This window comes from Aeribacillus sp. FSL W8-0870, from assembly GCF_037963755.1.
Classification (GTDB): domain Bacteria; phylum Bacillota; class Bacilli; order Bacillales; family Aeribacillaceae; genus Aeribacillus; species Aeribacillus composti.
This window is the reverse complement of the sequence record NZ_CP150165.1, coordinates 296,670-311,614: the sequence shown is the minus strand read 5'-3', so window position 1 is coordinate 311,614 and position 14,945 is coordinate 296,670. Positions and strand designations below refer to the sequence as shown.

Sequence of the window (14,945 nt, the reverse complement as noted above, 5' to 3'; positions counted from 1 at the left end):
AAACGCTTTGTAACTGAAAGGGCTGAGGTGAAGGAAGTGGCAAGGTCTTCATATGGATTTGAGTTTATACAAAAACCGTAGCGTAAATCGCTAATCGCTGGTTGGATGATAAGGCTTACCGGTTGCTGAAACGGACATCCTGTATCAAAAGGCTAATAAGCGTGAAACTTGTATCAATAATAAACAGCTCTTGCACCAATACAAGCTGTTATGAAATCTTTATATTAAATTTTCAAAAAATTATAACAAAATGACAATTTATTTCTTACTTCGACATTATCGCTATGCTAAATTTTAAACAGTTATATTTTATTCCAATAATGACCATTTTTAATTGGAAGGAGATGGGATTATGGAGAAGCAAAAAAAACAGTGGGAGCCAACAGCTATCAAGGAACTGAAAAAGCCAGCAGGCACCTCGATTGTGAAAGCGGCTGGATGTATGAGCTGCTGGGCCTCAAAAAGTATCTCGATGACTAGAGTCTGCTGGCTCCCACATCCGGCAATGCGCCTGCTATAACCATTATATTCAAAAGGATTGCAATGGAGCAGTTTTTTAACTGCTCCCTAAAATAAAGGAGTAGTGGCAGTGAAGCGCACCCATCCAATGTCATATATATACAGATTTGAGAAACAAAGTTAGAAAACGTGTCGAAAAAAATTTTTTGACACCCCTTAAAACGGCTACAACCATTGATATATCAACATTTATAGAGGGAGGATTTTATGTCAAAATTGTTAGAAACGGCAACTAACACTTCACCAGAATTTGCGATCCACTTCCAACCTCATGGGGCCATTTTGCTTGACAGAAAAAGCATGTTCTATTTTAGACTTAGCGGCAGGGGAACAGAATTAGCCTTAATGCTTGCCAAAAATAACAGTGTTCAAAAAACGGCAAGAATTTGGGAGATTCTTTCAAAAGAAAAGGTAAGTGAGGAAGAATTAAATAACGAGCTAGATTCACATCCATTTACATCAGCGTGGAAAAAAGGCCTGCTAAATCACCCTTTGATGATCACCGGATCTACAGAGTACTATTTGCCAATCAGCTGCACCCTTCAATTAACAAATATGTGCAATTTGAAGTGTCCTTTCTGTTATGCAAGCTCAGGAAAACCGTATCCAGATGAACTATCATCTTCCCAATGGATAAAAGTGTTGCAAAAACTCGCATCTCACGGTGTAGCTGACATCACCATTACAGGCGGAGAAGCAAAGCTAACAAAAAATTTCTTGAAAATCATTGCCACAGCCAGTTCTTTATTTACGAACGTCAACCTTTTTAGCAATGGCCTAAATTGGCGCGACGATGAGATTGAACTGATCAGCCACTTGGGAAATGTCAGTGTCCAAATAAGTATAGATGGAAACAGCAGCACCCATGACAAGTTAAGAGGGAGAGAAGGAGGATTTTCCGAAAGCTTGAAAAATGCCGAACGTTTTGCTCAATCATCGGTTCCCGTCCTCATTGCTATGACTGTTAACCAACTCAACTACAAAGAAGTTTATGAAGTAATCGAAAAATCGGTGGAAGTTGGCGCAGTTGTATTTCGTGCGGGTCAAACTATTCCCGTAGGCAGAGCATCTGAATATCAAGACATGACAAGCGAAATGAAGGAGAAAGTAAAGCAGCAGTTGGCAGACGCCAAAAAAAGATGGAGTGATCAAATCATTATTATGGATTGGGAAGACCACCATCAAAATGATAGTCTTACAGATTTCTGCACGCCGGGATTTTTGTCATGGTATATTCGTGCGGATGGACAAGTTACACCTTGTCAAATTGAAGATACATCCCTTGGAAACGTCTTAAAAAACAGCATGCAGGAGATCGGTTCACCGGAAAGGCTAATGCAAGCGAAGCGACTTGCTAAACAATGTAGATGTATAGGAAAGATAGAATTACCTGAAGCCGATTTGCCTTTTACCATTCAAAAAGAAGCTGAGGTTAAACCATGATGACGACCATCATCCATTTATTATGGATCATCCTTCCTATTGCAGGAACCTTTCTGTTTTACAAATTCAAACCAAAAACGTACGAATCGCTATTATTACATAAAAAAGAAGCTCGGGAATTGGCAGTGCAATTCATTAAACGGTATTCCGGCATTGATGTATCAGATTGGGATTTTTATGCGATGTATTGGTACGACCGAAATACCGTCAATATGCTGCATCACCTAGGATTGTTAAACAAAGTTCGCCATATTTTATATCATTGGGGTTTAGTCGAATCATGGAGAATTAGATTCGTTCGAGAAAACCGATCAGTCATCATTGGCATCAATTCAAATGGAGAAATTACGTTTTACACCGCGAACCTGTCAAAGAAAGAAATGGCGAAACATAAAGGCGCTTTTTCCTCTCCGGAACAATTAAAAAAAGAGCTTGCCGTCTCAGATAATGGATTATGGGCTGCATCTCAATTCACAGGTGCAGGCAGAAAAGAAGAAGACTTGGAAAATATTGAAACGTACTGGTATATTGCCGAATCTCAACCAGTAAGAATGAAAATAACGGTTGAAATCCATAACGGGCAAATATTCTATATCGGTTCAGAACAAGAGATATTGACAGAAGACATCGAAACAGCGGTTAAGAAAGAGCAAATGGAATCTACCTTAAATATGACGGGAGTATTAGCGTCATGCCTGGCCGTTATTGCAGCGATCATCATCCTTATCAACCTTCGCCAAAATGCCGGCATCACTGCAAGCATCTTGCTGGGGGCGGTTCTATTCTTTTGTAACATCATAACAATAAAAGAAGACATTCAACTGAGCATCGTCAATACTTATGATTCCCGCCTCAGCATAAAAACGGTTTATGCTCTTGGAATCTTATCGGCAATTTTAGCAGGATTGGCCACAGGTTTCGTCGTATATATATGTTCATTGGCAGGGCACTCTTTGAGTAATGTTCTCCAAATAGCTTTTTTTGATAATGCTGTATGGCAGTTTTTCGTCGGCTTAAGTGTCGGCATCGGCTGCTTAGGTTTTTTTTCAGCAATTTTTTCATGGCTGGAAGAGAAAAATTGGCTGCGAATTTCTCCCGAGTTGTCCAATCGTACCATTTACTTGTCAGGCTTTACATTTAAACAAGGATTAAGCATCGGCCTGCAAAGCTCCATTGCAGAGGAAACAGTCTACCGTTTGTTGATCATTCCGACGATATGGTGGTTGAGCGGCAATTGGGCTTTGGCGATCATCATTTCCTCCATTCTATGGGCCATTATGCACCAAGGAACAGGATTTCATCCCAGATGGATCAGATGGATCCAATTAGTAATCTTTGGCATTATACTGGGATTCTTTTTCATCCAGTTCGGTTTTCTGTCCTCCTTAACCATTCATTTTATTTATAATTTTATTCTTGTCATGAAGCCGCTTTGGGATTACACTTTCCAGAAAAAATTGAAGGCCAGTGAAACCTTCAAACAACCCTCAGTATAACAATGGAGGAGAGGCATGAAGATCATCCAAGTAACCAATTTGAAGAAAAAATATCGTAACGGCGATGGTGTAGAAGATATAACTTTTTCCGTTCATTCAGGAGAAATCGTAGCCTTATTAGGGCCAAACGGGGCAGGTAAAACAACAACCATTAGGTGTCTCGCTGGATTATACACCCCTGATGATGGGACGATCAAAATTGCGGGGCATACCCCTGGTACGGTTGAAGCGCAGCAATCCGCTTCGCTAATTCCGGATCACCCATATTTGTACCCTACCTTAACCGTAGCGGAACATTTGCAATTTCGCGCCAGAGCCTTCAAAGTTGAAAAAAAAGACCTTCAAAAAAAAGTTTATGAAGCTTTAAAAGAGGTAAATATTGAATCGTTGGCGGATCGATTAAGCGGGCAATTGTCAAGGGGACAAAAGCAAAGGGTTATTTTGGCTGGCGCCATTATACAAAACGCTTCTATATATATATTGGATGAACCAACAATCGGTTTGGATATTTCTTCCAAACAATGGCTTGCCAACTGGCTTGTCCGTAAATCAAAACATCATAGCGCCATTCTCATATCCACCCACAGCCTCGAATTTGTATTGGAAACGGCTAACAGAGTGTTATTAATTCGAGAAGGCCGTATTGTAAAAGAAATGGCCGTACCAAAAAACAACGAAGAATATCCAGCCTGGAAGCAAGAAGTCATACGCAGTTTAGGGGATTGGTCAAATGATTAATATTTGGTCATTTTTGTTCCTTCAAGCGAAAAGAGAAATCGATAGCCAAAAACACGGGATAAAATTCTTTCTGTTCATTTTTGTTTTATTTATATGGTTTTTTCTGTTTCAACTTGAATGGGGGGCTAATTCCAGAAGTTGGGACATTGCCTATACAGGATGGATTTGCTCAGGAATTTTTATTGTCATGACCATTTTTGGGCTGCTTTCCAACCGCATACCTGGGCTCATGCAAGACGTCATATGGCTTTATACCGCCCCTTATTCTTTCACTAAAATCGCTTATTCCATATTATTATGGCGATTGTCTTGGAAAGGGCTGCTCTGTCTTCTCTCAGGAATCACAGCTGATGCCGTTTATTTTTTGGCAGGAAATCCATTTGGCCGGTTAACAGCACAATCAATCCGATTACTTTGTCTCATTGTTTTATTAGAATCATGGATAATGGCTATGTCCTGTGCCAGAACTGTAAAAGGAACAAAAATTGCTTTCTCCTTTGTTGCCTTCATTCTCACCGTTATATATGGTATTGCTCTCTATGGTTCTTTTTTTCAAGCCAATGAATTGATTTGGCAGAAGTATATTAGCTACCATATCGGCTTTATCGGCTATTTATTTACAAACAGCTTTTTGCTGCAAGGGTTTCTTGCCTTTCTAATCATGATCGCCCTTTCGTTCATGATTATTCGAATAACAACGAAAAAATCGGAATGCAAAGAAAAATTGGTAAAAGAAGCTGATTTTTGGGCGGAGTTTCAAGATCATCAAACCGATTTTTTTAAAAACAGCCTGAAAGAGATGCACACATGGTGGGGGCTGAAAGGATTAAACGGTATTTTTTCTTTCCTTTGGCTCGAAATATTGCTTGCCAAGAAATACATTTTTTTTCATGCTACTCATTTGTTTGTTCTTCTCATCTTAGTTCCCGTTTTCATTGCAAAAAACATTTATTGGTTTTATATTTTGGTCGTTTTTACAATCGGAGCTTTTTTCAGCAGTTCCTACTATTCAGGATTAATTAGACATGCAAAGTCTGGAGATCTTTTTTTGCTGCCGGGAAAACTATGGAAAAAAGCATTGCTGCTGGAAGGATCGAATACCGCTTGGATCTTTCTATTTTATCTTTATTGCGTGGGTATGTGGCATTTCCATTTCAACACTGCTTTTACAGATTTCCTTTCATTTAGTTTGTACGGGCTTGGAGGATACATGCTCATGCTTTCCATCCGCTGGGCGGCATTTGTTAGAACATATAAAAAAGACCCCTCTCTCAGCCTGATTTCATACTATAAAAATTTTGCTTTCATTTGTATGGGGAGCACCCTTTGTTACATCCTTTTGTTTTTTCTTTTCAAAAACCTTCTTTTCTATTGGCTGCCTCTTTTCATGATCGTGTTAAGCACGATTTTATTCTTATCTTTCTATCAATATGAACGTTGAATCAGAAGGGATTTAATACTTTTTCTTAAGGAGATGAATTTTCATGAGTTCAAATGAAATAATCTCTCAAGCCTTAACGAAACTAAAAAGCAGCGATGAAGCAACGGTATTTCAAGGAGTGAAAGAGCTAAAAAAAACGGGAAAAGCCGCTGTCCCAATACTCATAAAAGCCTTAAAAGATGAGAAATCCCTCCGAATGATTTCATCCGTTGTGCTGGGGGAATTTGGTGCAGATGCAAAGGAAGCAGTTCCCGAACTCGCTTCGCTTTTAAAAGATGACGACGAAGATATAAGAATGTCAGCTGCTTTATCCTTAATGAGAATCGGACATCACAGTCTGAACGCCCTCGTTGAAGTTGCACGAAATACAGAAGGAAAACCGCGTTTTTGGGCATCATGGGCAATCTCCTTGATCGATCCGTCTAAAATTGAACCTCTTATGTTGAAGTGTCTAAAAGAAGAACTGGATAAGCCGTCCGGAATGGTCAGTCCTTTTGCCGCGGAGGAAGCAATTGGTAAAATTATCGCTATGCAACTAAAGGATCAATGAGGAGGAACAGCACATGGATTTAATACAAACAATGACAAAAGACTTGCCGTGGCTGAACGTTCCAAAAAACGGCCATGATTTCCCATCATCCAATCGGCTTTTGTTTTATTTTTGGTCAATTAGCTGCCCGTATTGCAGTGAATTAACGGATCAGTTATTAGAAGAAACAGTTAATCTTGAAACCTTTCATGTCATTGCCGTTCATGTACCTTATACAGCTGAAGAGAAAGCGTTGGAGCTTGTGAAAACACGAGTAGAGGAAAAAAAGATTACAATTCCTGTAGTTTTAGATCAAAACTATGCAATCGCACAATCTTTTGGTATTCAAGGAATCCCTGCTTTTTGCCTAGTCAATCAACAAATGAAGAAAGAATTATTAACAATGGGAGAGGAAGGTTTTCACAAAATGATGAAAAAAATTAAACAGCTAAAGTAAAGTCTTACCGCTTTTTTCTTGACTTTTTCACTGTAAAAAGAATCGGTTTACCTTTTTAAATATTTCTCTATTAAAATTTATGTTCAACATTCCGTTAACATTTTTCTTGGAGCAATAAATTGAGAGAAAAATTTTTTTGGTTCCTTTTGAAGTTCATTTATTTGCCTTTTGGAATAGTGTCTTTATTCTAAAATCTCTTTTATTGTACATGATCCGATAAAACGGCAGCTAATCTATTAAGACCATCAAAAGGAACCTTTCCATATTCTGTTTCATTTTGCGCCCCTAAGTTTAAATGAAATTTTTTGAGGCTGTTGGAAATGCTATTCCCCAACTCGATGTACTTTTTAATGATAATGCATTCCAATTGCTGGTGAACACAAATTGGAGCGCCGCTCATTCCTGATGTAACATAGGCACTATGAGTTATTGTGTTATGATCAATTTTTCTTATGGAGCCGGTACTCTGTACATATCCAGGAGAAAACAGCTTGTTTAAATTGTTCTTTTAATACATCGTTTCCGCTTTCTCTTGGATCAAAACGCTTTATAGAAAAAGAGTTCAAAACTAGATTCCGTCCTTCCTGTAAATTTGCAAGCTTTTTCTCCGCTATTAGCTGAATTAAAATATTTCCTACAGCCGTTGCTTCAGAGGGACCGGCAAAAACCGTTTTTCCGCTTACAGCAGCGGTCATTTCGTTTATGAAATCATTTTGCGAGCCGCCTCCGACAATATATAATGAATCGATTGTTCTGCCCGATATACTTTCAATTTCATCAATTGACAAGGAATATAGTATAGCCAGATTTGTAAATACACATCTCGCAATTTCTCCTGTTGATTGCGGCACAGGCTGAAGCGTTTCCCTGCAATATTTCTGAATTTCTTCTACCATATTGTCCGGATTAAAAAATCGCTGATCGTTAAAATTGATAAATTGTTTGCATGGAGGCGCCTTTCTTGCCTCATCAACCATTTGGACAAAATTGTAATCTTTCGTTAAATCCTGAATCCGTGACAAAACATCTTTACAATGGTCGCAAACCGTTGATACGATAAGGGAAAACGACGTTGACGATTCTTCATCAAGTAGGTGATGTGATGAAAGATTTCCCGATTCGGTTTGTATTGACAGATGAAGCGATTACCCCAAGTGCTGGGCTTGCTCTCGTTGGCTACTTACTCCATCGAACGAAACTGGATAAACGGGTAAACGCACTTCGGCTTCCAACGGTTCGTCGAGAAGTGCACATTTCCCATAGCGATGTCATTCGCTCGATGATTGGCTTGCTTGCCACAGGAAAAACGGATTTCGATCATATCGAAGCGTATCGTCAGGACGATATCTTTTCGGCATCGATGGGGATTCAGCACGTGCCTTCCTCTCCAACCTTGCGACAACGACTCGATCAGCTCGCTTGTCTTCCGATGACCGAAACGATTCTTTGGGAGGAGTCCATACGTCTGTTGATTCAACGACATGCCACTTTGTCCCCTTGTTGGACCAAAGGAAAGACGACATGGCTTCCCCTTGATATAGATGGTTCCCCATTTGACAACTCCGATACGAAAAAAGAAGGAGTCAGTCGAACGTATAAAGGATTTGACGGTTTTACACCGTTGTTTGCGTATGCAGGGAAGGAAGGGTATCTCGTTCATGCCGAGTTGCGTCCAGGGAAACAACATGTGCAAGACAACATGCCCTCGTTTTTAGTCACCGCTATCCGTCGAGCTCGTCAACTGACTTCATCTCGTCTGCTTGTTCGCATGGATGCAGGAAACGATGCAGAAGCGAATGTGCACGTATGCCTAAAGGAAGACGTGGACTTTGTCATCAAGCGAAACTTACGCCGAGAATCGAAAGCGCTTTGGTTCCAGATCGCTTCGCAAAAGGGCAAACGTGTCGATGATGGACAAAGCGAAGGAGTACAAACCTATGAGCTATGCCTTCCACAGAAGGCAGCGATCGATGGAAACACGTATACGTACGTTCAAGTCACCCAAGTGACGGAACGGACGATGGAACGCAATGGACAGCTGATGCTCGTTCCTGATTATGAAGTGGAAAGCTATTGGGTGCGGCTCAAAGGATACGAGCATGTTCGAATGAGCGATGTGCTCGCGTTGTATCATGACCATGCGACATGCGAACAGTTTCATAGCGAACTGAAGAGCGACTTAGATTTAGAGCGGCTTCCATCTGGGAAGATGAAAACGAATGCGCTCGTGTTGGTCATGGGAGCCTTCGTTTACAATCTTCTTCGTCTGATTGGACAAGATCTATTAAGCGATCCGAGACATCCGTTGCACCACAAAGTGAAACGCCGCCGCATCAAGACGATTATTCAGACGGTGATCACGATGGCAGGGCGACTCGTCCGTCGATCACGACAGATCTGGATGAAACTGACGCGAAGGAGTGGCTATAGCGAGCCCCTACTGAACGTCTATCAGAAATGGAGAGAGGCAAGATAACGAACGAATGTTCGGGAACTGATGTCCAACGTCACTCCCTGTGCTTTTTTGTCTATTTTTTTGGTTCGTATACCTAAAAAAGAGATTTGTTCCATTTTCGGAAATAGAGATGACATAGGTCATAAGCATAAAAGGGGTTTTATGGATTATCAATCCATCAAAATTACAACAAAATCAAAGTCGATTTCAATTCATCACGGATTCAGGTTAAATGTCTTCTCACTTCTTGAATAATCCACATGCCCATAATATTTTTTAAAAAACGGTATGTCCCAAACACTCCCCACTCATTTGTATAATTGTAAAATAATGATTTTTCCGTAATGATTGGCGCATCCGATTCAATCCCAATCAAAGACCAAGTTCCGCTGCTTAAATACGCCCAATTTTTTTCAGCAGCAGGTACTCCTGCAACTGCGGAAGCTGTATCATGAGAACCAACTATAATCACTTTTGTTTCGGGCAGATCGTAATCAGGAAAATATTCGTTTCTGACATATCCGAGCATGTCCCCGGGGTAAGAAAACGGCGGAAACTGCTCACGCTCAATTGACAGCAGCTGAAGCAAATCTTGATCAAAATCTTTTTCTTTCACGTTTAAAAGCTGAGTACAAGATGCGCTTGTCACTTCCGTCACTGCACATCCAGTCAGTTTGTATCCTAAGTAATCAGGAACTGTCATAATCATTTTCGTTTTTTCAAGATTTTCTTTTTTTTCTTCATATAACTGGTATAAGGTGTTGAAGGATAAAAACTGAATGCCTGTTTTTTCATATATATCTTTTTTGGAAATATGCTTCGTAATTTTCTCAATCGTCCGTTCTGTTCTTTTATCTCTGTATGCTATGACCTCTTGCACCCTTTTTCCTTCTTGATCGACCAGCACATAATCTGTAGCCCAAGTATCGATTCCAAGTGTACACCTTTTCACTCCCAATGTTTTGGCATATGCCAATCCCTTTACAATTTCCGTCAGCAAATGATCAATATCCCAATAATACGTTCCATTTCGTTCCGTAAAACCATTGGCAAATCGGTGTATTTCTTCAATTGTCAATTTTCCATTTTTTATATCCCCTATGACAAGCCGTCCGCTTGATGCACCGATGTCAACTGCGATATGTGTCATTTTATCCCTCCTAAAATTCACACAATCTATGAAGCTGCTAAATGTTTCGCTTAAAAATTAGGATAGCGTTCCATAACTAGACATTTTCTTGCTGCTCATGCAGCAGGTCAAAATCTGAGTAAACATTTGTAAACAACTTTTCTTCCATTCTTCAAAAAATTCATTGGCAGTAACCATTAAAAAAATTTTCCCTTTCCACAAATCTCTTTACGTTTCCTGCCAATAAAAATATTGATATTTTAGCCTTCACTCTTTTTATTTCAAGGCAAAGAACTTACCAGACCTGCAAAAATAGAAATACTTTCCAAAATAACGAAACCCCTCTCCAATTGCAAAAATGTGAGAGGGGTAATCTCTTTAACGAAAATTAGAAGTCATAGTCTTTGGCATTATCCTTTGTGAAATCTGTAGGCGGTCCCATAATGACCGTTTTACCATCCTCCCAAACTTCCACTTCTCCTACACCATCTATATTTTGGCCGTTTTCAGGCTTTTTGCCATCAACAAGATCTTTAGCTAAAGCGACTGTCAAATATCCTAATTTGTCAGGCTCCCAAAGGATTGCTACATCTAATGAGCCATCCTCTAAAAATGGAGCTGAATCCTTCGGAAGTGCTGTTCCGACAACAGCGATTTTGTCTTGAAGACCTTTCTCTTGAATAGCTTGAGCTGCGCCAAGAGGAGCAGGAGTTGAAAATGCCATAATCCCTTTAAGGTTCGGATATGATTTAATTAAATCAAGCGTTTTTTGGTATGCCACTTGCTGCTTTTCATCAGTCGCAATTTTATCTGTTACTAGCTTTATTCCTGGATAATTTTCTTCAAGTTCCTTCTTCGCTGCATCGATCCATGAATTTAAGTTTGCTGCCGCAAGACCACCTGTGAGAATGGCAATTTCCCCTTCTTCAGTCCCCATTTGTTCAACTAATGATTTTGCGATATGACGGCCATAAGCTTCGTCATCAATTTGGTGGACAGAAAGTTCAACTAAAGATTGATCTGCTGGTGTATCCCAGTCCATCACGATAATTCCTTTATCCTTCGCTTTTTGTAATACAGGCGATAATGCAGCTGCATCATTCGGTGCAACAGCAATTACATCCACATCTTGACTAATTAAATCTTCAATCACCTTAACCTGCTGGGCAGCATCTGCCTCTGTCGGACCTGTATAAATCACTTCGACTCCAAGATCTTTTCCCGCTTGAATTGCTCCTTTTTCAGATGCATTGAAATAAGGAATGCCAATTAGTTTAGGAACAACAGCAATTTTGATTTTTCCATCGCCCCCGCCAGCCTCATCTTTTCCATCTTTAGATGAATTTGAATTCCCCCCTGCACCCTGCTGAGAAACACATCCTGCAAGAAGACCAAATACAAGCAATAAAGCGACAAATAAACCTGCAATTTTTTTCATACTTTTCCTCCTTGTAAATTTATAGTTTATAAATCTTTTAACCAATTAAAGAAAAGTCATTATGCTGTTTCTGCAAGCTTTTTTTGCTTGTTTTCATCAGCCTTTACTTTAATAAAGTTAATAATTAACACCGCGATTAAAATAACCCCCATAATCACTGTCACAATCGGTCTCGGCACTCCCATTAGATTTAAGCCGCTGGATATCATTTGAAAAATCATAACTGCATATAACGTGCCGATCACTTTCCCATAGCCTCCTTGGATTTCAGTACCGCCAAGAACGGCTGCTGCAACGCTTTGCAATAAATAGGATGATCCAAGATCAACTTTTACTGTGTTATATCTTGATGTCATGATGATAGAAGCAATTGCTGCTAACAAAGCACTATATAAATACACCTTCATCAAAACCTTGCTGTTATTAACCCCTGAAAACAAGGATGCAACCGGATTGCTTCCAACCATATAAACTGATCTTCCCCATACTGTTTTATTCAGCAGTACGGAAGTCAAAATAGCGACAAAGAGAAAGATTATAATCGAAAGCGGAATGAGCCCCAGGTAATAACCATTTCCAATCAGCGTGTACTCAGGGCTGAATCCGGATATTGAATTTCCTTTTGTAATGCTGAGAATAAGCCCTTCAAACAATACCATTGTCCCAAGGGTTACAAGAATCGGTGATACTCCGATCTTGGCAATAATAAATCCATTCATAAAACCGCAAAGAAGTCCAACTGCAATGCCTCCTAAAATCGCAATGATTATCGGATATCCATTGCTTGATAATATCGCAATTGCTACCCCTGCCAGCGCTGCCGTATACGTGATCGACAAATCGATTCCGCCTGTTACGATCACCACCATCATGGCTAAAGCAAACAAACCGAACTCAGGCAGCTGAAACATCATATTTGTCAAGTTATTGCTTGATAAAAATCCCGGAACACTTATGCTCATCAAAACAAATAGACCGATGGCAATGAGTCCGAGTATATTTTCTTTTGAAAGCGTAACCTGTTTCATCCTCTCCCCCCTTATGCTTCCACTTCAATTTTTGAAAGCTGCTTTTGCGAGCGTTTATATTGAATATGGTCATACGATACAGCGATTAATATAATTGCCCCTGTAAAAACCTTTTGCCAGAAAGTATCAATTTTCGCTAATATTAATCCATTTTGTATAATTCCTAGCAGAAGAACACCTAATATCGTTCCAAATATTGTTCCGCGTCCTCCCATTATATTGGCTCCTCCCAGCACCACTGCAGCAATAACCATTAATTCCAAGCCAATCATTCCGTTCGGATCTACCGCTTTTGTATAAGAAGTTTGAGCAATCGCAGCAATCCCTGCTAAAAAGCCCATATAAGAAAATACAAATATTTGAACTTTGCTATAGTTAATTCCGACTCGGACAGCCGATTCTTTGTTTCCGCCAATAGCCATTACTTCGCGGCCGATTAATGTGTATTTAAGAATGTACCATGTCAAAGCTGCTGTAATGATAAAAAGCCAAATAATAATGGATATTCCAAAAACAGAGAAATTCGAAAATTTCAAGAAAACAGTTGGGAAGTTGCTGCTGTTCAAGTATTGGCCGTTTGTAATATACAGAACAAGTCCGTTAATAATACTCATCATCCCTAAAGTAACGACAATCGCCGGAATTTGAATTTTTGCAACTAAAATTCCATTGATGGAGCCTAACAGCACTCCGAAAAGCGGAGCAATGACAAAAATCAACACAATGGTCAGTGGGCTATCAGGCAAAAACATCATCGTCTTGCCCAAAACGACACATACTGCGCTTGTCACTGCTGCAACAGATACATCAATCCCCCCTGTAATGATGACAAGCGTCATTCCAATAGCCAAAATGCCTAATACTGCATTTCCTTTCACAACATCCAACAAATTATCTGCTGTTAAAAATACCGGGCTAATGAAGGCCAATATGATGCATAGAAGTAAAATAATGACAGCAACGCTCATTTCTTTTGATTTTAAAAACGCTTTCATAATTGTGCCTCCTCGCGGATCTTACCCTTTTGCCCAAGCAATGCAAGGTTCATGATGCTTTCCTGTGTCGCTTCATGAATCCCGAGTTCGCCTGCAATTCGTCCATGGCGCATAACGATAATGCGATCGCTAACAGCAAGCACCTCAGGAAGTTCAGAAGAAATCACAATGATTCCCATTCCATTTGCCGCTAATCCTCTTAAAAGCTTATGGATTTCTGACTTGGCACCGATGTCAATTCCGTTAGTCGGCTCATCGATAATCAAAATTTTAGGATTTGTTGACAGCCACTTTCCTATGACTACCTTTTGTTGATTTCCACCTGACAAATCGCCGGCAGCCCTGTATGGCAGCGGCGGTCTGACATCTAATGATTGTATATAATGCTCAGCTAATTCTATTTCTTTTCTTCGATTAATCAGCAAAAATTTATTTTTTAATTTTTTCAACACAGGAAGCGAAATATTGTTAATGATTGATTGCCTTAAAATAAGCCCTTGTGTCTTCCGGCTTTCAGGAATATAAGCAATTCCTTTTTTTACTGCCTCTTCTGAAGACTTGATCACAGTCTTTTGACCGTTAATGATGATGTCCCCTTTGTAAGGACGATTAATGCCGAAAATAGCTTGCGCCAGCTCGGTTCGACCAGAGCCTACAAGCCCTGTAATTCCAAGAACCTCCCCTTCCCTCAGTTCAAATGAAATATCTTTGAAATTTCCTTCTTTCGCAAGGTTTCTTACTTCAAGCAATGTTTTGCCTGAGGCTGCCTTTTCTTTATTTTTTTCATATAAAATTTTCCGGCCAACCATTAACGTAATTAGTTTTTCTTCTGTTAATTCATTTGCATGATACGTACCGACATATTTGCCATCTCTTAGAACGGTGAATCGATCAGAAACTGTAAAAAGTTCTTTTAATTTATGGCTTACAAAAATAATTGAAATCCCTCTCTTTTTCAAAGAAAATATAACTTCGTACAGCTTCTCTACTTCACCGGCGGAAAGTGATGATGTCGGCTCATCCATGACGATTAATTTCGCATCAAACGCAAGCGCCCTCGCTATTTCGACCATCTGCTGCTGGGCTATGCTCAGTTTTTCTACCGGTGTTGAAACGTCAATCTCAAAATCAAGCTCTTTTAAAGCCTTTTTGGCCGTTTTTTCCATAAGAGCCCAATCAACTTTTTTCCAAGAATGCTTATCGCTGTCTCTTCCTATTTGAACTACCACTAGGCTAAAGCCGTAGTGGATTCCTAAGTACAGAGTTCTACCGAACTC

13 protein-coding genes and 1 pseudogene are annotated in these 14,945 nt (G+C 39.8%); 8 read left to right on the top strand and 6 right to left on the bottom strand.

Going from position 1 to position 14,945, the window contains the following annotated elements; translation table 11 throughout:
* Positions 1 to 352: 352 nt before the first annotated feature.
* The 7 genes from skfA to NSU02_RS01595 all read left to right on the top strand — a co-directional run bounded on the left by skfA (position 353) and on the right by NSU02_RS01595 (position 6,623).
* The gene (skfA, locus tag NSU02_RS01625) at positions 353 to 520 is read left to right on the top strand and encodes a sporulation killing factor (protein ID WP_063386524.1); all 168 of its coding nucleotides are present in this window, start codon (positions 353 to 355) and stop codon (positions 518 to 520) included.
* A 206-nt stretch (positions 521 to 726) separates the two neighbouring features.
* The gene (gene skfB, locus NSU02_RS01620) at positions 727 to 1,962 is read left to right on the top strand and encodes a sporulation killing factor system radical SAM maturase (RefSeq protein WP_117017014.1); all 1,236 of its coding nucleotides are present in this window, start codon (positions 727 to 729) and stop codon (positions 1,960 to 1,962) included.
* Positions 1,959 to 3,458 carry a type II CAAX endopeptidase family protein gene (locus tag NSU02_RS01615; protein ID WP_339193954.1) on the top strand — a complete coding sequence of 500 codons (1,500 nt, stop codon included), beginning with the start codon at positions 1,959 to 1,961 and terminating at the stop codon, positions 3,456 to 3,458. Before skfB ends, NSU02_RS01615 begins: the two co-directional genes overlap by 4 nt.
* Positions 3,459 to 3,473: 15 nt before the next feature.
* Entirely contained in the window at positions 3,474 to 4,196 is a 723-nt protein-coding gene (locus NSU02_RS01610) for an ABC transporter ATP-binding protein (protein ID WP_066250460.1), read from the top strand.
* A complete protein-coding gene (gene skfF, locus NSU02_RS01605; protein WP_066250457.1) occupies positions 4,189 to 5,637 on the top strand; it encodes a sporulation killing factor system integral membrane protein in 1,449 nt (482 codons plus the stop codon). Before NSU02_RS01610 ends, skfF begins: the two co-directional genes overlap by 8 nt.
* 43 nt (positions 5,638 to 5,680) lie before the next feature.
* Positions 5,681 to 6,187, top strand: a complete 507-nt coding sequence (locus NSU02_RS01600; protein ID WP_063386519.1) for a HEAT repeat domain-containing protein — start codon at positions 5,681 to 5,683, stop codon at positions 6,185 to 6,187.
* 13 nt (positions 6,188 to 6,200) lie between these two features.
* Complete coding sequence (locus tag NSU02_RS01595; RefSeq protein WP_094244947.1) at positions 6,201 to 6,623, top strand: TlpA disulfide reductase family protein; 423 nt, start codon at positions 6,201 to 6,203, stop codon at positions 6,621 to 6,623.
* 440 nt (positions 6,624 to 7,063) lie between these two features.
* On the opposite strand, the gene NSU02_RS01590 is transcribed toward NSU02_RS01595, so the two are convergent.
* On the bottom strand, positions 7,064 to 7,645 hold the full coding sequence (locus tag NSU02_RS01590) for an FGGY-family carbohydrate kinase (protein ID WP_339193951.1): 582 nt from the start codon (positions 7,643 to 7,645) through the stop codon (positions 7,064 to 7,066).
* Between the two features lie 80 nt (positions 7,646 to 7,725).
* Here NSU02_RS01590 and NSU02_RS01585 point away from each other — a divergent pair, with 80 nt between their 5' ends.
* On the top strand, positions 7,726 to 9,099 hold the full coding sequence (locus tag NSU02_RS01585; RefSeq protein ID WP_044899598.1) for an IS1380-like element ISGsp2 family transposase: 1,374 nt from the start codon (positions 7,726 to 7,728) through the stop codon (positions 9,097 to 9,099).
* A gap of 208 nt (positions 9,100 to 9,307) precedes the next feature.
* Here the strand turns inward: NSU02_RS01585 and NSU02_RS01580 are convergent.
* From NSU02_RS01580 to NSU02_RS01560, 5 genes and pseudogenes are all read right to left on the bottom strand, one after another.
* Positions 9,308 to 10,228 (bottom strand): annotated as a pseudogene (locus NSU02_RS01580) (FGGY family carbohydrate kinase); the annotation flags it as partial.
* Between the two features lie 367 nt (positions 10,229 to 10,595).
* Positions 10,596 to 11,645, bottom strand: coding sequence for an autoinducer 2 ABC transporter substrate-binding protein (locus NSU02_RS01575; RefSeq protein ID WP_144596905.1), 1,050 nt, complete (start codon positions 11,643 to 11,645; stop codon positions 10,596 to 10,598).
* 59 nt (positions 11,646 to 11,704) lie between these two features.
* Positions 11,705 to 12,673 (bottom strand): ABC transporter permease, encoded by a 969-nt coding sequence (locus NSU02_RS01570; RefSeq protein WP_311066776.1) that lies wholly within the window; start codon positions 12,671 to 12,673, stop codon positions 11,705 to 11,707.
* An 11-nt stretch (positions 12,674 to 12,684) separates the two neighbouring features.
* Positions 12,685 to 13,668, bottom strand: a complete 984-nt coding sequence (locus tag NSU02_RS01565; protein ID WP_339193948.1) for an ABC transporter permease — start codon at positions 13,666 to 13,668, stop codon at positions 12,685 to 12,687.
* Positions 13,665 to 14,897, bottom strand: coding sequence for a sugar ABC transporter ATP-binding protein (locus NSU02_RS01560; protein ID WP_339193946.1), 1,233 nt, complete (start codon positions 14,895 to 14,897; stop codon positions 13,665 to 13,667). The genes NSU02_RS01565 and NSU02_RS01560 overlap by 4 nt, the downstream gene beginning before the upstream one ends.
* Between the last annotated feature and the right edge of the window lie 48 nt (positions 14,898 to 14,945).

Bases quoted from the DNA above. Each gene is read 5' to 3' on its own strand.
- skfF (WP_066250457.1), top strand. From the start codon at position 4,189: ATGATTAATATTTGGTCATTTTTGTTCCTTCAAGCGAAAAGAGAAATC.
- NSU02_RS01565 (WP_339193948.1), bottom strand. From the start codon at position 13,668: ATGAAAGCGTTTTTAAAATCAAAAGAAATGAGCGTTGCTGTCATTATT.
- NSU02_RS01610 (WP_066250460.1), top strand. From the start codon at position 3,474: ATGAAGATCATCCAAGTAACCAATTTGAAGAAAAAATATCGTAACGGC.
- skfA (WP_063386524.1), top strand. From the start codon at position 353: ATGGAGAAGCAAAAAAAACAGTGGGAGCCAACAGCTATCAAGGAACTG.
- NSU02_RS01600 (WP_063386519.1), top strand. From the start codon at position 5,681: ATGAGTTCAAATGAAATAATCTCTCAAGCCTTAACGAAACTAAAAAGC.
- NSU02_RS01575 (WP_144596905.1), bottom strand. From the start codon at position 11,645: ATGAAAAAAATTGCAGGTTTATTTGTCGCTTTATTGCTTGTATTTGGT.
- NSU02_RS01595 (WP_094244947.1), top strand. From the start codon at position 6,201: ATGGATTTAATACAAACAATGACAAAAGACTTGCCGTGGCTGAACGTT.
- skfB (WP_117017014.1), top strand. From the start codon at position 727: ATGTCAAAATTGTTAGAAACGGCAACTAACACTTCACCAGAATTTGCG.
- NSU02_RS01570 (WP_311066776.1), bottom strand. From the start codon at position 12,673: ATGAAACAGGTTACGCTTTCAAAAGAAAATATACTCGGACTCATTGCC.
- NSU02_RS01615 (WP_339193954.1), top strand. From the start codon at position 1,959: ATGATGACGACCATCATCCATTTATTATGGATCATCCTTCCTATTGCA.
- NSU02_RS01585 (WP_044899598.1), top strand. From the start codon at position 7,726: ATGAAAGATTTCCCGATTCGGTTTGTATTGACAGATGAAGCGATTACC.